The 19,586-nt window shown below is 61.5% G+C and carries 18 protein-coding genes; 16 read left to right on the forward strand and 2 right to left on the reverse strand.

Going from position 1 to position 19,586, the window contains the following annotated elements:
• Nucleotides 1-112: 112 nt before the first annotated feature.
• The 12 genes from KGA96_RS07970 (at nucleotide 113) to KGA96_RS08025 (ending at nucleotide 11,649) form a co-directional block, all read left to right on the forward strand.
• Nucleotides 113-2,347: a DNA internalization-related competence protein ComEC/Rec2 gene (locus KGA96_RS07970; protein WP_223464259.1), complete on the forward strand. Its 2,235-nt coding sequence runs from the start codon at nucleotides 113-115 to the stop codon at nucleotides 2,345-2,347.
• 98 nt (nucleotides 2,348-2,445) lie between these two features.
• Nucleotides 2,446-3,081: a MotA/TolQ/ExbB proton channel family protein gene (locus KGA96_RS07975; RefSeq protein ID WP_046037487.1), complete on the forward strand. Its 636-nt coding sequence runs from the start codon at nucleotides 2,446-2,448 to the stop codon at nucleotides 3,079-3,081.
• The gene (locus KGA96_RS07980) at nucleotides 3,078-3,506 is read left to right on the forward strand and encodes an ExbD/TolR family protein (protein ID WP_046037486.1); all 429 of its coding nucleotides are present in this window, start codon (nucleotides 3,078-3,080) and stop codon (nucleotides 3,504-3,506) included. The genes KGA96_RS07975 and KGA96_RS07980 overlap by 4 nt, the downstream gene beginning before the upstream one ends.
• The gene (gene lpxK / locus KGA96_RS07985) at nucleotides 3,506-4,516 is read left to right on the forward strand and encodes a tetraacyldisaccharide 4'-kinase (RefSeq protein WP_223464262.1); all 1,011 of its coding nucleotides are present in this window, start codon (nucleotides 3,506-3,508) and stop codon (nucleotides 4,514-4,516) included. Before KGA96_RS07980 ends, lpxK begins: the two co-directional genes overlap by 1 nt.
• A gap of 24 nt (nucleotides 4,517-4,540) precedes the next feature.
• Nucleotides 4,541-4,726 carry a Trm112 family protein gene (locus tag KGA96_RS07990; protein WP_003179363.1) on the forward strand — a complete coding sequence of 62 codons (186 nt, stop codon included), beginning with the start codon at nucleotides 4,541-4,543 and terminating at the stop codon, nucleotides 4,724-4,726.
• Nucleotides 4,723-5,487, forward strand: a complete 765-nt coding sequence (kdsB, locus tag KGA96_RS07995) for a 3-deoxy-manno-octulosonate cytidylyltransferase (RefSeq protein ID WP_046037484.1) — start codon at nucleotides 4,723-4,725, stop codon at nucleotides 5,485-5,487. The genes KGA96_RS07990 and kdsB overlap by 4 nt, the downstream gene beginning before the upstream one ends.
• A complete protein-coding gene (locus KGA96_RS08000) occupies nucleotides 5,487-5,951 on the forward strand; it encodes a low molecular weight protein-tyrosine-phosphatase (RefSeq protein WP_046037483.1) in 465 nt (154 codons plus the stop codon). Before kdsB ends, KGA96_RS08000 begins: the two co-directional genes overlap by 1 nt.
• On the forward strand, nucleotides 5,948-6,967 hold the full coding sequence (gene murB, locus KGA96_RS08005) for a UDP-N-acetylmuramate dehydrogenase (RefSeq protein ID WP_046037482.1): 1,020 nt from the start codon (nucleotides 5,948-5,950) through the stop codon (nucleotides 6,965-6,967). The genes KGA96_RS08000 and murB overlap by 4 nt, the downstream gene beginning before the upstream one ends.
• A gap of 317 nt (nucleotides 6,968-7,284) precedes the next feature.
• Nucleotides 7,285-7,755, forward strand: coding sequence for a (2Fe-2S)-binding protein (locus KGA96_RS08010; RefSeq protein WP_046037481.1), 471 nt, complete (start codon nucleotides 7,285-7,287; stop codon nucleotides 7,753-7,755).
• Nucleotides 7,752-10,073 carry a xanthine dehydrogenase family protein molybdopterin-binding subunit gene (locus KGA96_RS08015; RefSeq protein WP_223512266.1) on the forward strand — a complete coding sequence of 774 codons (2,322 nt, stop codon included), beginning with the start codon at nucleotides 7,752-7,754 and terminating at the stop codon, nucleotides 10,071-10,073. Before KGA96_RS08010 ends, KGA96_RS08015 begins: the two co-directional genes overlap by 4 nt.
• Nucleotides 10,073-11,056: an XdhC family protein gene (locus KGA96_RS08020; protein ID WP_046037479.1), complete on the forward strand. Its 984-nt coding sequence runs from the start codon at nucleotides 10,073-10,075 to the stop codon at nucleotides 11,054-11,056. The genes KGA96_RS08015 and KGA96_RS08020 overlap by 1 nt, the downstream gene beginning before the upstream one ends.
• On the forward strand, nucleotides 11,053-11,649 hold the full coding sequence (locus tag KGA96_RS08025) for a nucleotidyltransferase family protein (RefSeq protein ID WP_223512268.1): 597 nt from the start codon (nucleotides 11,053-11,055) through the stop codon (nucleotides 11,647-11,649). Before KGA96_RS08020 ends, KGA96_RS08025 begins: the two co-directional genes overlap by 4 nt.
• Nucleotides 11,650-11,727: 78 nt before the next feature.
• Here the strand turns inward: KGA96_RS08025 and rne are convergent, their stop codons facing one another.
• Nucleotides 11,728-14,988, reverse strand: a complete 3,261-nt coding sequence (rne, locus tag KGA96_RS08030) for a ribonuclease E (RefSeq protein WP_223512270.1) — start codon at nucleotides 14,986-14,988, stop codon at nucleotides 11,728-11,730.
• A gap of 702 nt (nucleotides 14,989-15,690) precedes the next feature.
• Here rne and rluC point away from each other — a divergent pair.
• The 3 genes from rluC to KGA96_RS08045 are packed head-to-tail and all read left to right on the forward strand — an operon-like array spanning nucleotide 15,691 to nucleotide 18,316.
• Nucleotides 15,691-16,653, forward strand: coding sequence for a 23S rRNA pseudouridine(955/2504/2580) synthase RluC (rluC, locus tag KGA96_RS08035; RefSeq protein WP_046037476.1), 963 nt, complete (start codon nucleotides 15,691-15,693; stop codon nucleotides 16,651-16,653).
• Nucleotides 16,640-17,302: an HAD-IA family hydrolase gene (locus tag KGA96_RS08040; protein ID WP_046037475.1), complete on the forward strand. Its 663-nt coding sequence runs from the start codon at nucleotides 16,640-16,642 to the stop codon at nucleotides 17,300-17,302. The genes rluC and KGA96_RS08040 overlap by 14 nt, the downstream gene beginning before the upstream one ends.
• Nucleotides 17,303-17,326: 24 nt before the next feature.
• Nucleotides 17,327-18,316 (forward strand): S49 family peptidase, encoded by a 990-nt coding sequence (locus KGA96_RS08045; RefSeq protein ID WP_223464269.1) that lies wholly within the window; start codon nucleotides 17,327-17,329, stop codon nucleotides 18,314-18,316.
• 54 nt (nucleotides 18,317-18,370) lie between these two features.
• Here the strand turns inward: KGA96_RS08045 and KGA96_RS08050 are convergent, their stop codons facing one another.
• The gene (locus tag KGA96_RS08050) at nucleotides 18,371-18,949 is read right to left on the reverse strand and encodes a Maf family protein (protein ID WP_046037473.1); all 579 of its coding nucleotides are present in this window, start codon (nucleotides 18,947-18,949) and stop codon (nucleotides 18,371-18,373) included.
• 105 nt (nucleotides 18,950-19,054) lie between these two features.
• Between KGA96_RS08050 and KGA96_RS08055 the strand changes: the two genes are divergently transcribed.
• Nucleotides 19,055-19,582, forward strand: a complete 528-nt coding sequence (locus KGA96_RS08055) for a YceD family protein (RefSeq protein ID WP_008050439.1) — start codon at nucleotides 19,055-19,057, stop codon at nucleotides 19,580-19,582.
• Nucleotides 19,583-19,586: the final 4 nt, after the last annotated feature.

Consider the following 19,586-nt stretch of genomic DNA (forward strand, 5'->3'; position numbering starts at 1 on the left):
CGGCAAGTATGTCTGGATTCTATGAACTGCCCATTCAGACTTTGTGACAATTATTGACGACGCCCAGGCGAAGGGCGGGCTAAGCCTTGAGGGTACTCTCAAGGACGGGCTTATGCGCACAGGGATGATGGCGCTGGCGTTGGGTCTGTTGACCTTGCGTTTTTTACCGGCATTACCGCCGGTCTGGTTGTGGCTGGCGATGCCGGTGGCGGGTTTGATGTTGCTGCCGTTCAGGACCTATCCGGTGGCGTTTTACCTGTTCGGCTTGAGTTGGGCCTGCGTGAATGCGCAGTGGGCGCTGGATGACCGGTTACCGCCGGCGCTGGACGGAGAAACCCGCTGGGTCGAAGGGCGGGTCACAGGCTTGCCCCGGCATGATGACGGTGTCGTGCGATTCGAATTGACCGACATCCAGTCCCGACGTACCCGGCTGCCGCGGCAAATGCGTCTGGCCTGGTATGGCGGGCCACCGGTGAACAGTGGAGAGCGCTGGCGTCTGGCAGTCAAGTTGAAGCGCCCGGTCGGGCTCCTCAATCCTCAGGCCTTCGATTACCAGGCCTGGTTGCTGGCACAACGCATTGGCGCGACCGGGACGGTCAAGCAGGGCGAGCGCCTTGCGCCAGCCCGATGGGCTTGGCGCGATGTAATCCGTCAGCGTTTGCTGGCGGTGGATGCCCAAGGGCGAAGCGGCGCGTTGACGGCGTTGGTACTCGGGGACGGCGCCGGGCTGAGTCGCGAAGACTGGCAGGTATTGCAGGACACCGGCACGGTGCATCTGTTGGTGATTTCCGGGCAGCACATCGGGTTGCTGGCGGGCGTCGTGTATCTGCTGATCGCCGGCCTGGCCCGCTTTGGGTTATGGCCGAGCCGTCTACCATGGTTGCCCTGGGCGTGTGGCCTGGCATTCGCCGCTGCACTCGGTTACGGGATGCTGGCCGGTTTCGAGGTGCCGGTGCGGCGGGCCTGCCTGATGATTGCAATGGTGTTGTTGTGGCGTCTGCGGTTCCGTCATCTTGGTGCATGGTGGCCACTGTTGTTGGCACTCGACGGCATTTTGCTGCTGGAGCCGTTGGCGAGTCTTCAGCCTGGATTCTGGCTGTCTTTCGCGGCCGTGGCAGTCTTGATATTGACCTTCGGCGGACGATTGGGGCCTTGGCGTTGGTGGCAGACCTGGACCCGTGCCCAGTGGCTGATTGCAATCGGACTGTGCCCATTGTTACTGGCACTGGGGTTACCAATCAGTCTCAGCGGGCCACTGGCCAATTTGTTCGCGGTGCCCTGGATCAGTCTGGTGGTCCTGCCACCGGCGTTGCTCGGGACACTGTTGCTGCCGGTGCCTTACCTGGGTGAAAAACTGCTGTGGCTGGCGGGCGGCCTGATCGAATGGTGGTTCAGGGGACTGGGGGTCGTCTCCGGCCAGATTCCCGCGTGGGTGCCCGCGGCAGTCCCGCTATGGGCCTGGGTAATCGGTGCCATGGGTGCTTTTTTGCTATTACTGCCGCGAGGCTTGCCGATGCGCCCGTTGGGGTGGCCCATGCTGTTGATGTTGGTTTTTTCGCCCAGGCCGACTTTGCAGGAAGGTATGGCCGAAGTCTGGCAATTTGATGTGGGGCAGGGCTTGGCGATCCTGGTGCGCACTCGGCATCACACGTTGCTGTATGACGCCGGACCGCGTTTCGGTGAGCTCGACCAAGGGGAGCGGGTGGTGCTGCCGGCATTGCGCAAACTGGGGGTGAAGGGGCTCGACCTGATGCTGATCAGCCACGCCCACGCCGATCATGCCGGCGGTGCCCGGGCGATTGCCAAGGGCTTGCCGGTGGAACAGGTGGTCAGTGGTGAGCCGTCAGACTTGCCTATGGGGTTGCAGGCCGAGAAGTGTGAGAGCGGTCGGCAATGGACCTGGGATGAAGTCGATTTCCAGCTTTGGCACTGGCCATTGGCCGGCGACAGTAACCAGAACTCCTGTGTCCTGCTGATCGAGGCCAATGGTGAGCGGTTGCTGTTGAGTGGCGACATTGATGTCGCCGCCGAGAGGGCCTTGCTGGACAGTCCGCTGGCCGTGCCCACCGATTGGCTGCAGGCGCCACACCACGGCAGTCGCAGTTCGTCGTCCATGGCCCTGCTGGATGTCCTGCAACCTAAAGGGGCGCTGATCTCCCGCGGGCAGGGCAATTCGTTTGGCCATCCGCATGCGACGGTCATCGCGCGTTATCAAAAACGTGGAATGGCGATCTACGACAGCGTCGAACACGGAGCCATTCGTCTGCAACTGGGACGCTTCGAGCCACCGTGGTCAATGCGCCAGGAGCGGCGTTTCTGGCGCGATCCGCCGCCCTTGAACCCATAACCGAGCATTATCAAAGCCCGACCGGATGCGACATCACGGTCTTCGGTGCTTGCACCCCCTATGTTAGAGTGGCGCACTTTTTCGAGGGGGCTGTCACTGTGTGGGAATTGGTCAAATCCGGCGGCTGGATGATGCTGCCGATCATTTTGAGTTCCATCGCGGCCATGGCGATCGTTGCCGAGCGTCTGTGGACCCTGCGGGCCAGCCGCGTGACCCCGGAGCACTTGCTCGGGCAGGTCTGGGTCTGGATCAAGGACAAACAGCTCAATAAGGAAAAACTCAAGGAACTGCGCGCCAACTCCCCGTTGGGCGAGATCCTGGCGGCCGGCCTGGCCAACTCCAAGCATGGTCGCGAGATCATGAAGGAGTGCATCGAAGAGGCCGCACAGCGGGTTATCCATGAGCTCGAACGCTACGTCGCCGCCCTAGGCACCATCGCCGCCATGGCGCCGTTGCTGGGCCTGCTGGGTACGGTGCTGGGCATGATCGATATTTTCAGTGCGTTCACAGGCAATGGCATGACCACCAACGCCTCGGTACTGGCCGGTGGTATTTCCAAGGCCCTGATCACCACGGCTGCGGGCCTGATGGTGGGTATCCCTTCGGTGTTCTTCCACCGTTTCCTGCAACGCCGGATCGATGAGCTGGTGGTGGGCATGGAGCAGGAAGCGATCAAGCTGGTCGAAGTGGTGCAGGGCGATCGCGATGTGGACCTGACCGGGAGCAAAGCGTGAAATTCCGCCGCAAACCACGGGAAACGGTGGACATCAACCTCGCGTCGTTGATCGACGTGGTGTTCATCCTGCTGCTGTTTTTTGTCGTGACCACCACCTTCACCCGTGAAACCCAGTTGCGAGTCGATCTGCCGGAAGCCGTCAGCGGCACGCCGGCCGACGATCAGAGCAAACCTTTGGACATCGCCATCAGTGCCGACGGCGTGTTTTCGGTGAACAACCAGATTTTGCCGAAAAGCGACCTGGCTTCGCTGATGGACGCGCTGCAAAAAGAAGCCAACGGCGACACCAACCGACCGCTGTCCATCAGCGCTGATGGCAAGACTCAGCATCAGTCCGTGGTGACTGCCATGGATGCGGCCGGCAAACTCGGCTTCAGTCATTTGCGCATGACCACCATCGAGGCGGCGCCCCCGGCGCCCTGATGGCCATGTCCGATCGATTGCTCGCCGCGTGGTACGCAGGTCATCCGGCCCTGAAGCTGTTGCGGCCATTGGAATGGCTGTACCGGCGCGTGGTCATGAACAAGCGCAAGCGCTTTCTGGCGGGTGAGGGCGAGATCTATCAACCACCGGTGCCGCTGATCGTGGTCGGCAACATCACCGTGGGTGGCACTGGCAAGACGCCGCTGATTCTATGGATGATCGAACACTGCCAGCGCAGCGGCCTGCGCGTCGGCGTGGTCAGTCGTGGCTACGGCGCCAAACCGCCGCAGTTGCCGTGGCGGGTCGAGGCCGAGCAGGGTGCCGACGTCGCCGGTGACGAGCCGTTGCTGATCGTCCAGCGTACGGGCGTGCCGCTGATGATCGACCCCAATCGCAGCAATGCCGTCAAAGCCTTGCTGGCCAGTGAGCCGCTGGACCTGATCCTGTCCGACGACGGCATGCAGCACTACCGCCTGGCCCGTGACCTGGAACTGGTGCTGATCGACGCCGCCCGCGGCCTGGGAAACCGTCGATGCCTGCCCGCCGGGCCATTGCGTGAGCCGGCCGAGCGCCTGCAAAGCGTCGACGCGGTGCTCTACAACGGTGCCGTGGCTGACCGCGATGATGGATTTGCCTTTCAATTGCGCCCCACCGCGCTGGTCAACCTGCGCAGCGGCGAACGACGTCCCCTTGACCACTTCGGCGCAGGCCAGGCTGTGCACGCGGTGGCCGGCATCGGCAATCCGCAACGTTTCTTCAAGACCCTCGAAACGCTACACTGGCAGCCGGTTCCACATGCGTTTGCCGACCACGCCGAATACAGCGTGGAGGTGTTGAATTTCACGCCGTCATTGCCGTTGGTGATGACGGAAAAGGACGCGGTGAAATGCCGTGCCTTTGCCGCCGCCGACTGGTGGTACCTGGCGGTCGATGCCGTGCCGTCGCCGGCCTTCGTGGCCTGGTTCGACACACAGCTGATGCGCCTGCTGCCGGCTCGTTTGTTGCCTTAACTCCGTTTTTTCCAGGGAATGCTCATGGACACCAAATTGCTCGATATCCTCGCTTGCCCGGTCTGCAAAGGCCCGCTCAAGCTCAGCGCCGACAAGACCGAGCTGATCAGTAAGGGTGCAGGCCTGGCCTACCCGATTCGCGATGGCATCCCGGTGATGCTCGAATCCGAAGCGCGCACCCTGACTACCGACGAGCGCCTGGATAAATGACCACAGCCTTTACCGTCGTCATTCCATCGCGTTACGCCTCCACCCGCCTGCCGGGCAAGCCGATGCTGCTGATCGCCGGCAAACCGATGATCCAGCACGTCTGGGAACAGGCGAGCAAAAGCAGCGCCGAGCGGGTGGTGGTGGCCACCGACGACGCGCGCATCGTCGAGGCCTGCAAAGGCTTTGGTGCCGAAGTGGTGTTGACCCGTGAAGATCACAACTCCGGCACCGATCGCTTGGCCGAAGTCGCGATGAAGCTGGGCCTGGCGCCCGACGCCATCGTGGTCAACGTCCAGGGCGACGAACCGCTGATCCCGCCGAGCGTGATCGATCAGGTCGCCGCCAACCTGGCGGCCCACGCCGAAGCGCGCATGGCCACCCTGGCCGAGCCGATCGAAGACGCGGGCACCCTGTTCAATCCCAACGTGGTCAAGGTCGTCAGCGACCTCAATGGCCTGGCGCTGACGTTCAGCCGTTCCACCTTGCCTTGGGCGCGGGATGCATTTGCCGTGAACCCTGAGCAGTTACCGGAAGGTGTGCCGTATCGCCGCCATATCGGCATCTATGCCTACCGCGCCGGTTTCCTGCAGGATTTCGTCAGCTGGGGCCCATGCTGGCTGGAAAACACCGAGTGCCTGGAGCAGCTGCGTGCCCTGTGGCACGGCGTGCGAATCCACGTCGCCGACGCTCTGATCGCGCCGCCAGCCGGTGTCGATACCGTTGAAGACCTTGAGCGCGTTCGTCGCCTGCTGGAGGCGTGATGCGGGTTCTGTTTGTCTGCCTGGGCAACATCTGCCGGTCACCCACGGCCGAAGGCGTGCTGCGGCATAAGCTGCGCGAGGCCGGCTTGGCCGATCAGGTTGAAGTGGCCTCCGCCGGCACCGGCGACTGGCATGTCGGCAAGGCGCCGGACAAGCGCAGTCAGGCCGCGGCGAAGCTGCGCGGTTATGACTTGTCCACCCAGCGCGCCCAGCAAGTCAGCCGTGCCGATTTCGCCACCTACGACCTGATCCTGGCGATGGACAACAGCAACCTGCGCAACCTCAAGGCCTTGCAACCGGCCAAGGGCAAGGCCGAACTCGACCTGTTCCTGCGTCGCTACCAGTCGCCGGTCGATGAAGTGCCGGATCCGTACTACGACGGCGAGCAAGGCTTCGAGCAGGTGCTCGACCTGATCGAGCACGCCAGCGATTTGCTGGTGATCGAATTGAAGGGACGGTTATGAGTTTGCAGGTTCAATCGCAGGTTTCGCTCAAGCCGTTCAACAGCTTTGGCGTGGATGTCCAGGCCCGGTTGTTTGCCGAGGCCCATAGCGACGCCGATGTGCGCGAAGCCCTGGCCTACGGGCTGGAACACAAGGTCCCGGTGCTGGTGATCGGCGGCGGCAGCAACCTGCTGCTGACGGCGGACATCGATTCGCTGGTGCTGCGCATGGCCACGCGCGGGATTCGCGTGCTGAGCGATGAAGGCGGCAAAGTGGTGATCGAGGCCGAGGCGGGCGAGCCCTGGCATCCTTTTGTGCAACACACACTGTCCCAGGGGTTGTCCGGCCTGGAAAACCTCAGTCTTATTCCCGGCACCGTCGGTGCGGCACCGATGCAAAACATTGGCGCTTATGGTGTCGAAATCAAGGACGTGTTCGCCGGCCTGACCGCCCTCGATCGCCAGACCGGCGAACTGCGTGACTTCACATTGCAAGAGTGCAACTTCGCCTACCGCGACAGCCTGTTCAAGCAGGAGCTGGGGCGTTGGTTGATCCTGCGTGTGCGTTTCGCCCTCGACCGCGCCGCGCATCTGCACCTGGAGTACGGCCCGGTGCGCCAGCGCCTGACCGAGCAGGGTATCGAGCATCCGACCGCCAGCGATGTCAGTCAGGCCATTTGCAGCATCCGCAACGAAAAACTCCCGGACCCGGCCGTACTCGGCAATGCCGGCAGCTTTTTCAAGAACCCTTTGGTATCGACGGTGCTGGCTGCACGGCTCAAGGGCGAATACCCGGACCTGGTGGCCTATGCGCAACCCGACGGGCAGATGAAGCTGGCCGCCGGATGGCTGATCGAGCGGGCAGGGTGGAAAGGTTTCCGCGAGGCTGATGCTGGCGTGCATAAATTGCAGGCGCTGGTGCTGGTCAACTATGGCGGCGCGACGGGTCTGCAATTGCTGAACCTGGCGCAGCGTATCCAGAAAGACATTTTCGAGCGTTTCCATGTCGATCTGGAAATGGAGCCGAACCGGTATTGATGAAGCAGCCGCAAGCTACAAGCTTCAAGCGGCAAGCTACAATCCTTAAATTCAGGTTTTTCGCTGTTTTGCTTCTACTTGAAGCTTGCAGCTTAAAGCTTGCAGCTAAAAAGCCCTGTCTCAGCAGGGCTTTTTTGTTAATGCTCGGTTAACTTAGTCAGCTAACGATGCACACTCTTGCTCCACCAAAGGCCCGGTGCAGACCGTTTGCGTCCGCACAAGAGAGCCCATTAGCCTGAGTCGATCTGCGTGCGACCCACCGAGATCCAGCGGCAGATTGCTCGACCCCATAACTCAAGACCTATGCGGGCGTGCCCATGATTACCCTGAAACTCAATGGTCAAGACCATCAACTCGACGTCACCGAGGACATGCCGCTGCTCTGGGCGATCCGCGACGTGGCCGGTTACAACGGCACCAAATTCGGCTGCGGCATGGGCCTGTGCGGCGCCTGCACCATTCATATCGAAGGGGCTCCGGCACGCAGTTGCATCACGCCCATCGGTTCAGTCGCCGGGCAGAATGTCAGCACCATCGACAACCTGCATGCCGACCCGATCGGCAAAGTCGTGCAGCAAGCCTGGCTCGACACGGCAGTCGCCCAATGCGGCTTCTGCCAGGGCGGGCAGATCATGTCGGCGACGGCGCTGCTCAAGACCAATCCGAATCCGAGCGACGAGCAGATCGAAGAAGCGATGGTTGGCAACATCTGCCGCTGCGGCACCTACAACCGCATCAAGACCGCGATCCGCCAGGCCTCCACTCACCTGAAGGAGGTCAAGGCATGAGCCGGTTACCGAATGATTTCGCCCTGAGCAACCTCAGTCGCCGTGGTTTTCTCAAGGGCGTGGGGGCGACCGGTGCGCTGGTGGTTGCCGCGAGTTGGGGCTGGCAGGACGCGTTTGCCGACGAGAAAGAGAAGAAGTTCGGCGCCGACGGCATGCCTCACGGCTGGGTTGATGATCCCAAGGTGTATGTCAGCATCGCCGCTGATGGCACAGTGACCGTGATCTGCAACCGCTCGGAGATGGGCCAGGGCGTGCGCACCAGCTTGACCATGGTGGTGGCCGATGAACTGGAAGCCGATTGGGCTCTGGTCAAGGTGCAGCAGGCCCCCGGCGATGAAGTGCGCTTCGGCAACCAGGACACTGACGGCTCACGCAGCATGCGTCACTGGTACGAGCCGATGCGTCGCTGCGGTGCCGCCGCGCGGACCATGCTAGAACAGGCTGCCGCCGCGCAATGGAAAGTGCCGGTTGGTGAATGCCATGCGCAATTGCACAAGGTTGTCCATGAGCCGTCCGGCCGCGAGCTCGGATATGGCGCCCTGGCCTCCGCCGCAGGCGCGTTGCCGGTTCCGGCCCGCGACAGCCTGAAGCTCAAGCAACCCGCTGAGTTCCGTTACATCGGCAAGGAAGGCACCAAGGCCATCGATGGGGAGGACATCGTCAACGGTCGCGCCGTGTACGGCGCCGACGTGCATTTCGACGGCATGCTGTACGCGACCATCGCGCGGCCCGCGGTGTATGGCGGCAAAGTCAAAAGCTTCGATGGCAGCGCGGCGATGAAAGTCCCCGGCGTGGTCAAAGTGGTACAGATCGAAAGTCGTCCGTTGCCCTCGGAATTTCAACCGCTCGGCGGTATCGCCGTGGTGGCGAGCAATACCTGGGCGGCGATCAAGGGCCGCGAGGCACTGAAAATCGAGTGGGACGACGGCCCCAACGCCAGCTACGACTCGATTGCCTATCGCAAGGAACTTGAAGCGGCATCGCTCAAGCCCGGCAAGGTGGTGCGCAATACCGGCAACCTCGAAAAGGCCATGGCCAGCGCCGATAGCACCCTGGAAGCCTCCTACTACTTGCCGCATTTGTCACAGTCGCCGATGGAGCCGATGGTCGCCATTGCGCGGTTCAAGGACGGTGCGTGCGAAGCCTGGGGGCCAAGCCAGGCGCCTCAGGTCACCCGGGAACGGATCGGTGAACGCCTGGGCCTGGCGTTCGACAAAGTCACCTTTAACGTAACCCTGCTCGGGGGCGGGTTCGGGCGCAAGTCCAAGCCTGACTTCATCATCGAGGCTGCTATCCTCGCCAAGGAATTCCCCGGCAAAGCGGTGCGGGTGCAATGGACCCGCGAAGACGACATTCACTGTTCCTACTTCCACACCGTGTCGGCCGAATACCTCAAGGCCAGCCTGAACAAGGATGGCCTGCCGTCCGGCTGGTTGCACCGTACGGTGGCGCCGAGCATCACCGCGTTGTTTGCACCGGGCATGAACCATGAAGCGGCGTTCGAACTGGGCATGGGGTTCACCAACATGGCGTATGCGATCCCCAACATTCGCCTGGAAAACCCCGAGGCAACGGTGCATACCCGGGTGGGTTGGTATCGCTCGGTGTCGAACATTCCCCATGGCTTTGCGATCCAGAGTTTTATCGATGAACTGGCGCACAAGGCCGGGCAGGATCCGCTGAAGTACCAGATCAGATTGCTCGGCCCGGACCGTCAGATCGATCCGCGCACCTTGAGTGAAGAGTGGAACTACGGTGAATCCCCGGAGCGTTATCCGATCGATACCGCGCGCCTGCGCACGGTGCTGGAGACCGCCGCCAAAGCCGCCGGTTGGGGGCGTGAGTTGCCCAAGGGGCACGGCCTGGGCCTGGCGGTGCATTACAGCTTCGTGACCTATGTGGCGGCGGTGATCGAGGTGGAGGTCAAGGACGACGGTACGTTGGTAGTGCACAAGGCTGACATTGCCGTCGATTGCGGACCGCAGATCAATCCCGAGCGGATTCGCGCGCAGTTCGAGGGTGCCTGCGTCATGGGCCTGGGTAATGCGGTGCTGGGGGAGATCAGTTTCAAGGACGGCAAGGTCCAGCAGGATAACTTCCACATGTACGAAGTGGCGCGCATGTCCCTGGCACCGAAAGAAGTGGCCGTGCATCTGGTGACGCCGCCGGGCAACGTGCCGTTGGGCGGTGTGGGTGAACCAGGCGTACCACCGATTGCGCCGGCACTGTGCAATGCGATCTTTGCTGCCACCGGCAAACGCATCCGCAACCTACCGGTTCGTTATCAGCTGTCGGGCTGGCAGAAGGCTGGCGCCTGATGGACAGCGCCGATCTGAACGTCCTGCGCAGTGTGTTGCAATGGCATCGCGCCGGTCAGCGGGTGGTGTTGTACAGCGTGGTCGAAACCTGGGGCACTGCGCCCCGGGCACCCGGCGCCATGCTGGCCTTGCGCGAGGACGGCATGGTGATTGGTTCGGTTTCCGGCGGATGTGTCGAAGATGACTTGATCGCCCGGCTGCACGACGGGCGGTTTGAGCTTGACGGGCCGCCGGTGCAACTGATCACCTACGGCGTGACCCGCGAGGAAGCTTCACGTTTCGGCTTGCCCTGCGGAGGCACCTTGCGCTTGACCGAGGAGCGCATCGACGATGGGGATTGGGTCGAGCAATTGCTTGTGCGTTGCGAGGCCCATGAAATCGTTGCCCGTGAACTGAACCTGACCACCGGCGAGGTGCTTTTGCAGCCGGCCAGTAAAGCTGACGTGTTGACGTTCGACGGACAGACCTTGCGGGCGATCTATGGCCCGCGCTGGCGCTTGCTGCTGATCGGCGCGGGGCAGCTGTCGCGCTATGTGGCGGAAATGGCCCGGCTACTGGATTTCGAGGTGCTGATTTGCGATCCGCGTAGCGAGTTCGTCTATGGCTGGGAGGAGCAGCATGGACGATTCGTTTCGGGCATGCCGGATGAGGCGGTATTGAACATCCAGACCGATGAACGCACGGCCATCGTGGCTTTGACCCATGATCCGCGTCTGGACGACATGGCGCTGCTCACGGCCCTGGATTCCAGGGCTTTCTACGTCGGGGCGCTGGGGTCGCGGGTCAACAGCCAGAAGCGCCGGGAAAACCTGGCTCAACTGGGTTTGTCGCAACCGGCGATTGACCGCTTGCATGGTCCGATCGGTTTGCACATCGGCAGTCATAATCCAGCGGAAATTGCCTTGTCGCTCATGGCGGAAATCGTGGCGGTCAAAAATGGCATCGAACTGAAGCAGAAGAAAGTCTTGCGGGAGAGCGTATGAGCGAGTCCATTGGCGTCGTCGTACTGGCGGCGGGGCAGGGCAGCCGGTTTCGTGAGGTTGCGGGCGCCGAAAAGGATAAATTGGTGGCCGATTGCACCGGGCGTGACGGCGTGGTGCGGTTCGTCATCGAGCACACGTTGGTCAACCTGCCGGCGGCGCTGGACAAACGCGTGCTGGTGACCACTGCTGACCGCCCGCAAGTGATTCGCATGGCTCAGGCCTATGGCTGCGAGATTGTATTGATCGAGTCGACGGGAATGGGTGACAGCATTGCCGCGGGAGTCGCTGCCTGCAAGCAACTCGATGGCTGGCTGATGGTGCTGGGGGATATGCCGTTCATCCTGCCATCCAGTATCGGGCAAGTGGTGGCGGGCATTGGCGGTGACAGTATCAGCGTGCCCGTGCAGAGCGGCGAGTATGGGCATCCGGTCGGGTTCGGACGGGACTTCTCGGCGGGGTTGATGGCGTTATCGGGGGATCGCGGCGCCAAACCGCTGTTTGCTCAGGGGCGGGTGGTTGAAGTGACCGTGGATGATCCCGGTGTGGTCTGGGATGTGGATGTGCCTGAGGCACTAACCTTCAGACCGGCATAGATCCTTGTGGGATATACAGAGATATAAAAAAAGCCCCGCCTGGATTCACCAGACGGGGCTTTTTAGTGGCCGATGGAATCAGACGAGAGGTTTAGGCTCGTGTTCTTTTTCCTGGGCTTGCTCGTGTTGCTCTACCGCTTCCTGAACGGAGCGCGGCGCTTCGTGGATCACCGACTCAACCGGCTCGGCAGTCACTTCAGCGGCTGGGGCAGGAGCTGCCTCAACCACTTCAGCAACAACCGGTGCAGGCTCGGCAGCGACAGCTGCTTCAGCTGGAGCCGCAGAAGCAGCCAGTTCAGCTTCCTTCTGCAGACGCTCGGCTTCACGCTTGCGACGACGCACTTCACGCGGGTCGTTAGGCGCACGGCCACTTGGCGTCAGGGCGCTGGCAGGAGCAGCTTCGACTACCGGAGCAGGTGCTTCGGCAACGACCGGAGCTTCAACGGCTGGCGCTTCAACCACAGGCGCTGGAGCCGGTTCTGCGGCGGCAACCACCGGCTCGGAAACCATGGCTTCAGCCACTGGGGTCTCAGCGGCAGGTGCAGCGACTTCAGCGACGGCTGGCTCGGCAACCCAGTTGAATGCGGTTTGCTCTTCGCGAACTTCACGCACGGTTTCAGTCACGGTTTCAACAACCGCTTCTGCAACCACGGCAGGTGCTTCCACCACTGGCGCTGGCTCGGCAGCCGCTTCAACAGCTGGCTGAGCTTCTGGCGCTGGCGCTACTTCGATTTCCGGCGAGGCGGTGACTTCGACCGGTGTGGTCGCTTCAACGACTGGCGCTTCAACCGGAGCTGCTTCCAGGGTCGCGGCAGTGGCGCGTTCGGCTTGCACATTGGCTTCAGCTTCGGCTGGAGCGCTGATCACGCTGCTGGCAACGGCTGCAGTGACAGCCAGGCCGGCGGCCAGATCGGCAGTGCTTGGCGCTTCAGCGTTTTCGCCGGACTCGGACTCCTCCGAACCTTCGATCACGTTGCCGTTGGCGTCACGCTGACGCTCGCGACGGTTGCTGCGACGACGCTGGCCACGGGAGCGGCGGCGTGGACGATCGCCTTCGGCGCCTTCCTGACCGTCTTCCGGCAGTTGCTCTTCGTTGGTGACCAGTTCTTCTTCAGTTGCGGCAGCAGCGGCTTGTTCGGCACGTGGCTGACGTTCTTCACGCGGTGGGCGTGGAGCGCGCTCTTCACGTGGCTGGCGAGCTGGACGCTCTTCAGCGGTAGCAGCGGCGGCCGGAACAGCCGGAACAGCCGGAACGGCATCCAGAGGCTCGCGCAGTTCACGAACGCGTTCTTCACGCTCGCCACGTGGCTTGCGATCTTCACGCGGAGCGCGCGGTGCACGTTCTTCACGAGGCGCGCGTGGTGCGCGTTCTTCGCGGGCTACCGCTGGCGTTTCTTCGCGGGTCTCGCGAGGTTCACGCACTTCCCGTGGCTGACGCTCTTCACGCGGCTCACGTGGTGCGCGTTCTTCACGCGGTGCACGTTCTTCGCGAGGCTTGCGTTCTTCATCGCGGCGACCGTTACGGTTGCGGCTCTGTTGACGACCGTTGCGACGCTCTTCGTTGCGGGCCGGACGCTCGGTGGTCGCAGGCTTTTCAACCACGGCCGGAGCAACAGGCTCTTCCTTGGTGGCGAACAGGCTCACCAGAGACTTCACCAGGCCCTTGAACAGGCTTGGCTCCGGTACGGCGACCGGGGCAGGGGCCGGAGCGGCCACTTCGGTCGGAACCGGAGCGTTGGCGCGGGCCGGGGCCGTCTTGACCGCAGCTTCCTGGCGAACCAGGGTGCGGGTCGCAGCGGCTGGCTGGACTTCTTCGACTTCGGCAGCGGCAGCGGCGATTTCGTAGCTGGACTGGTTGGTCGCGGCTTCCGGGCTGTCATCACGCAGGCGCTGCACTTCGAAGTGCGGCGTTTCGAGGTGATCGTTCGGCAGGATGACGATGCGGGCACGGGTGCGCAGTTCGATCTTGGTGATCGAGTTGCGTTTTTCGTTGAGCAGGAACGCGGCCACCGGGATCGGCACTTGTGCACGAACTTCGGCGGTACGGTCTTTCAGGGCTTCTTCTTCGATCAGGCGCAGGATCGCCAGGGACAGCGATTCAACGTCACGGATGATGCCGGTGCCGTTGCAACGCGGGCAGACGATGCCGCTGCTTTCGCCCAGGGACGGACGCAGGCGCTGACGGGACATTTCCAGCAGGCCGAAGCGCGAGATGCGACCGACTTGCACGCGAGCGCGGTCGGCTTCCAGGCATTCGCGGACTTTCTCTTCCACGGCGCGCTGGTTCTTGGCAGGGGTCATGTCGATGAAGTCGATGACGATCAGGCCGCCGATGTCACGCAGGCGCAACTGACGGGCGATTTCTTCGGCCGCTTCAAGGTTGGTCTGCAGTGCGGTTTCTTCGATGTCGCTGCCTTTGGTGGCGCGCGCCGAGTTGATGTCGATGGACACCAGGGCTTCGGTCGGATCGATAACGATGGAGCCGCCGGAAGGCAGTTCGACGACGCGCTGGAAGGCGGTTTCGATCTGGCTTTCGATCTGGAAGCGGTTGAACAGCGGAACGCTGTCTTCGTACAGCTTGATCTTGCTGGCGTACTGCGGCATCACCTGGCGGATGAAGGTCAGGGCTTCGTCCTGGGCTTCAACGCTGTCGATCAGCACTTCGCCGATGTCCTGGCGCAGGTAGTCGCGGATCGCGCGGATGATCACGTTGCTTTCCTGGTAGATCAGGAACGGCGCGGAACGATCCAGCGAAGCTTCCTTGATAGCGGTCCAGAGTTGCAGCAGGTAGTCGAGGTCCCACTGCATTTCTTCGCTGCTGCGGCCCAGGCCGGCAGTGCGCACGATCAGGCCCATGTCGGCCGGGGCAACTAGGCCGTTCAGGGCTTCACGCAGTTCGTTGCGCTCTTCGCCTTCGATGCGACGGGAGATACCGCCGGCACGCGGGTTGTTCGGCATCAGTACCAGGTAACGACCGGCCAGGCTGATGAAGGTGGTCAGGGCGGCGCCCTTGTTGCCACGTTCTTCTTTTTCGACCTGAACGATGACTTCCTGGCCTTCGCTCAGGACGTCCTTGATGTTGACGCGACCTTCCGGGGCTTTCTTGAAGTATTCGCGGGAGATTTCTTTGAGTGGCAGGAAGCCGTGGCGCTCAGAGCCGAAATCGACAAAGGCAGCCTCGAGGCTTGGTTCGATGCGAGTAATCCGGCCTTTATAGATGTTGGCCTTCTTCTGCTCGCGTGCACCGGATTCGATGTCCAGGTCGTAGAGGCGCTGGCCATCTACCAGTGCAACGCGCAACTCTTCGGGTTGAGTTGCGTTAATCAGCATTCTTTTCATGTAGTACCGTCGGTTTCCGGGCTGCCGGAAACGGCGTTCGGCACACACGACTTCTCACGGTCGGTGTCAGGTGCGTCGGGAGTGGTTGGCCAATTCCCGTGTCCAGCGAAGTCCGGCCAATGTGGGCCTTCATCGCGACGTACGCGTCCTGCTTGCTGTGGCTACTTAAGCACTCAGTCAGGAGGAGGAATCAACCAGCGGCTGTGGACGAGATGAAGCGTCTTGAGTAAGCCTGTTGCTACACAGTCCGGCGGTTGTGCATCTCCACCCTACACGTATCCCTGATAATTCGGGTGCTGCCGCGCGCAGAATCCGCAGCGGGTTGGCATTTACCGTGAGCTCCGAAAGGGGAGGTCACGCATCATGGCTAATTTAGGCGTTGTTTCCGATGCCTTCGCTCGGGGTCATTCGCAGCTGACTGCACTTTGTGAACTGGCCGTGAATATGGCGCGCAAAACGAGTGGAAAACTCTGCTTTGTGGCGTGATTCAGGCCTCATGTCACCTGCGCTCGTTACACCTGCAAACTCCACCGTTACGTAGCGAAAGCCCCGTAGGACGGCCTCGCGTCCTGGTGAATTGCGTTGGTCAGGGCCGGTTTTTGACCGTTGGTCCGCTGTCCAGGCCGCTTTTGGCGACGTTCGCGACTATAGCAGCAATGATTAAGTGCTTCAATTCCATAAAAAATTGTTATCATCCGCGCCATGACGACGACTACCCCCCCGACTCCAAGCGTACAACTGCTTGAGGTCTCGCCGGAATATGCCGGCCAGCGCATTGATAATTTCCTTCTCGCCCGACTCAAAGGCGTGCCCAAGACCTTGATTTACCGCATTTTGCGTAAGGGCGAAGTGCGCGTGAACAAAGGTCGGATCAAGCCCGAGTACAAGCTGCAGGCGGGCGATATCGTGCGCGTGCCGCCGGTTCGGGTGCCTGAGCGTGACGAGCCGGTACCGCTGGCACAAGGCCTGCTGCAGCGGCTCGAAGCCTCGATTGTCTTCGAAGACAAGGCGCTGATCGTGATCAACAAGCCTTGCGGCATCGCCGTTCACGGCGGCAGCGGCTTGAATTACGGAGTCATCGAAGCCTTTCGTCAGTTGCGTCCCGATTGCAAGGAACTCGAACTGGTTCATCGTCTCGACCGTGACACCTCCGGCCTGCTGATGATCGCCAAGAAGCGCAGCATGCTGCGTCACTTGCACACTGCCTTGCGCGGTGATGGCGTTGACAAGCGCTATATGGCGCTGGTTCGCGGTAACTGGGCATCCTCGATCAAGCAAGTTCGAGCGTCGCTCGGTAAGAGCAATCTGCGCTCCGGTGAGCGTATGGTCGAGGTCGACGAGGAGGAGGGCAAGGAGTCTGTGACCGTGTTCAAGGTCCTGCGTCGCTTTGGCGACTTTGCCACCCTGATTGAAGCCAAGCCGATCACCGGCCGCACTCACCAGATCCGCGTCCACACGTTGCACGCCGGGCACTGCATTGCCGGCGACACCAAGTACGGCGATGACGATTTCAGTAAGGAAATCCGCGATCTGGGCGGCAAGCGCCTGTTCCTGCACGCCTACATGCTGACCGTGCCGCTTCCCGATGGCGGTGAGCTGAAGTTGCAGGCGCCGGTCGACGAGATGTGGGCCAAAACCGTGGAGCGATTGAGTGCGCCCATCTGATTACAAGCTGCTGATCTTTGATTGGGACGGCACCCTGGCCGATTCCATTGGCCGGATTGTCGAGGCGATGCACGTTGCCTCGCAGCGTTCCGGTTTTGAGTTGCGCGATGATCTGGCCGTCAAGGGCATCATCGGTCTGGGCTTGCCGGAAGCGATCCGCACCCTGTACCCCGAAATCGGCGACGCCGAGCTGTTTGCCTTCCGCGAGCACTATGCTGAGCATTACATTGCGTCAGAGGTTGTGCCTTCGCCGCTGTTCGAGGGTGTGGTCGAGTCGCTCGAGGCGTTTCGTGCCGAGGGCTATCATCTGGCTGTTGCGACCGGCAAGGCCCGTCGCGGGCTGGATCGGGTGTTGAAGTCCCATGGCTGGGAGAATTACTTCGATATCACCCGCGCCGCCGACGAGACCGCCAGCAAGCCCCATCCGCTGATGCTCGAGCAGATACTCGCGCATTGCGAGGTTCGCCCGGAGCAGGCGTTGATGGTCGGTGATTCGTCTTTCGATTTGCAGATGGCGCGCAACGCCGGCATGGGCTCGGTGGCCGTCAGTTATGGCGCTCAATCGATCGATGCGTTGAAGTTGTATGAACCGCGACTGGCCATCGACCATTTTTCAGAATTGTATGCCTGGCTGAGTCAGCAGGCTTAACCGGTTGTTTTTGGGGTGGATGGCATGACCGACGAATGGAAGGCGCCCGCCAAGGCGAGCGCAGAGAGCGGTGACGACAGAAGCTGGAAGCTGCTGGAAAAGACGCTGCTGGCCGGCGTGCAGGAGCAGCGCCGGTCCCGTCGCTGGGGGATATTCTTCAAGTCACTGACTTTTGTGTATCTGTTCGGCGCAATTGCCCTGTTTTCGCCGCTGATGGATATGGAGAAGGCAGCTACCCTCAGTGCCAATTACACGGCGTTGATCGATGTGACAGGCATGATTGCCGACAAGGAGCCGGCCAGCGCAGACAATATCGTTGGCAGTCTGCGCGCGGCGTTCGAGGACAAGAAGGTCAAGGGTGTCATCCTGCGCATCAACAGCCCGGGCGGCAGTCCGGTGCAGTCGGGTTATGTCTATGACGAGATCCGTCGCCTGCGCGGCCTGCACCCGGACATCAAGCTGTATGCGGTCATTTCCGACCTGGGGGCTTCCGGCGCTTACTACATCGCCAGCGCGGCAGATCAGATCTACGCCGACAAGGCTAGCCTGGTCGGCTCCATCGGTGTGACGGCGGCCGGCTATGGTTTTGTCGGCACCATGGAGAAGCTGGGTGTCGAGCGTCGCACCTATACCTCTGGCGAGCACAAGTCGTTCCTCGATCCGTTCCAGCCACAGAAGGCGGAAGAAACCGCCTTCTGGCAGGGCGTGCTCGATACGACCCACCAGCAGTTCATCAATAGCGTCAAGCAAGGGCGTGGCGATCGCCTGAAGGACAAGGAGCATCCGGAGCTGTTTTCCGGCCTGGTCTGGTCTGGCGAGCAGGCACTGCCGTTGGGGTTGGTCGATGGGCTGGGTAATGCCAGTTCGGTTGCGCGGGATGTGATCGGCGAGAAAGAACTGGTGGACTTCACCGTTCAGGAGTCGCCATTCGATCGCTTCTCGAAAAAACTCGGTGCCAGTGTGGCTGAGCATTTGGCGATGTGGATGGGCTTTAACGGTCCGTCGCTGCGCTGATTCTGAAATGGCATGAAAAACCGGCCTGCGTGGCCGGTTTTTTAGTATTGAGATTCAAGGAATCTGTACGTCTTCTGCCAGTAACATGTCGATCAGGCGAATCAGCGGCAGGCCGATCAGGCTGGTGGCGTCGGGCCCCTCGGTGCTGCGAAACAGGCTGACCCCCAGGCCTTCGGCCTTGAAGCTGCCTGCGCAGTCGTAGGGTTGCTCGGCGTGCAGGTAGCGTTCGATGCGGGGCGCGTCGAGTGTGCGCATGTGTACGGTGAATGGCACGCAATCGACCTGGCAGTGCCCGGTCTGGCTGTTGAGCAGGGCCAAGCCGGTCAGGAATGTCACGCTGGCACCGCTGGCCGCCAGCAGCTGTTCGCGGGCCTTTTCGAACGTGTGGGGCTTGCCGATAATCCGGTCTCCCAGCACGGCGACCTGGTCGGAGCCGATTATCAGATGAGCGGTATGGCTGTCGGCCAGGGCGCGCGCTTTCTCTTCGGCGAGGCGTTTGACCAGCTCGATGGCGGACTCACCTGGGCGATGGCTTTCGTCGATATCCGGCGAGCTGCAAGTGAAAGGCAGCTGCAGGCGGGTCAGCAATTCCCGGCGATAGGCCGAGCTGGAAGCGAGTAATAAAGGCAGCATGCGCAACTCCATAAGGCGTGTGCGAATTCTAGCGAGGCTTCCAAGTGACGGACAGGGCTGAATTTCCTTTGACATGGGCGGGGGCATCCCTATAATGCTGCGCCTATGTTGAATGACCCGATTCCACCTCACGTTGACCCGCGCAAATTGGCTGATCGTGGCACCACCCTTCAAGGTGAAATGCTGCTGGCCGATTTGGAGAGACTCTGCGACCCGCTTTCCGACAATGTCGGTACGGTGCAGGCTAAATTCGTTTTTGAACGAGATGAACGTAAATCTGTGGTCATCCACAGCTTTATCGACACTGAAGTCAAAATGGTTTGCCAGCGTTGTCTTGAGCTGGTCACCCTGCCGATCCATAGCGAATGCAGTTACGCTGTGGTGAAGGAGGGTGCGAATACCCAGTCGTTGCCGAAAGGTTATGACGTGCTGGAACTGGGCGAAGATCCTTTGGATCTGCAGTCACTGATCGAGGAGGAGCTTCTGCTCGCCTTGCCCATTGTGCCTGCTCATCATCCGGAAGAATGCCAGCAGCCGGCGGGTCTCGATGAGCCCGAACCGAGCGAGGACGAGGTAACGCGGTCCAACCCGTTCAGTGTATTGGCGCAGTTAAAGCGTGACCCAAACGTTTAGGAGT

Source organism: Pseudomonas sp. GL-R-26 (assembly GCF_019947365.1).
GTDB lineage: Bacteria > Pseudomonadota > Gammaproteobacteria > Pseudomonadales > Pseudomonadaceae > Aquipseudomonas.

Bases quoted from the DNA above. Each gene is read 5' to 3' on its own strand.
- murB (WP_046037482.1), top strand. From the start codon at position 5,948: ATGAGTTTGCAGGTTCAATCGCAGGTTTCGCTCAAGCCGTTCAACAGC.
- lpxK (WP_223464262.1), top strand. From the start codon at position 3,506: ATGGCCATGTCCGATCGATTGCTCGCCGCGTGGTACGCAGGTCATCCG.
- KGA96_RS08045 (WP_223464269.1), top strand. From the start codon at position 17,327: ATGACCGACGAATGGAAGGCGCCCGCCAAGGCGAGCGCAGAGAGCGGT.
- KGA96_RS07970 (WP_223464259.1), top strand. From the start codon at position 113: ATGCGCACAGGGATGATGGCGCTGGCGTTGGGTCTGTTGACCTTGCGT.
- KGA96_RS08055 (WP_008050439.1), top strand. From the start codon at position 19,055: ATGTTGAATGACCCGATTCCACCTCACGTTGACCCGCGCAAATTGGCT.
- KGA96_RS08000 (WP_046037483.1), top strand. From the start codon at position 5,487: ATGCGGGTTCTGTTTGTCTGCCTGGGCAACATCTGCCGGTCACCCACG.
- KGA96_RS08020 (WP_046037479.1), top strand. From the start codon at position 10,073: ATGGACAGCGCCGATCTGAACGTCCTGCGCAGTGTGTTGCAATGGCAT.
- KGA96_RS08010 (WP_046037481.1), top strand. From the start codon at position 7,285: ATGATTACCCTGAAACTCAATGGTCAAGACCATCAACTCGACGTCACC.
- KGA96_RS08025 (WP_223512268.1), top strand. From the start codon at position 11,053: ATGAGCGAGTCCATTGGCGTCGTCGTACTGGCGGCGGGGCAGGGCAGC.
- rne (WP_223512270.1), bottom strand. From the start codon at position 14,988: ATGAAAAGAATGCTGATTAACGCAACTCAACCCGAAGAGTTGCGCGTT.
- rluC (WP_046037476.1), top strand. From the start codon at position 15,691: ATGACGACGACTACCCCCCCGACTCCAAGCGTACAACTGCTTGAGGTC.
- KGA96_RS08015 (WP_223512266.1), top strand. From the start codon at position 7,752: ATGAGCCGGTTACCGAATGATTTCGCCCTGAGCAACCTCAGTCGCCGT.
- kdsB (WP_046037484.1), top strand. From the start codon at position 4,723: ATGACCACAGCCTTTACCGTCGTCATTCCATCGCGTTACGCCTCCACC.
- KGA96_RS07990 (WP_003179363.1), top strand. From the start codon at position 4,541: ATGGACACCAAATTGCTCGATATCCTCGCTTGCCCGGTCTGCAAAGGC.
- KGA96_RS08050 (WP_046037473.1), bottom strand. From the start codon at position 18,949: ATGCTGCCTTTATTACTCGCTTCCAGCTCGGCCTATCGCCGGGAATTG.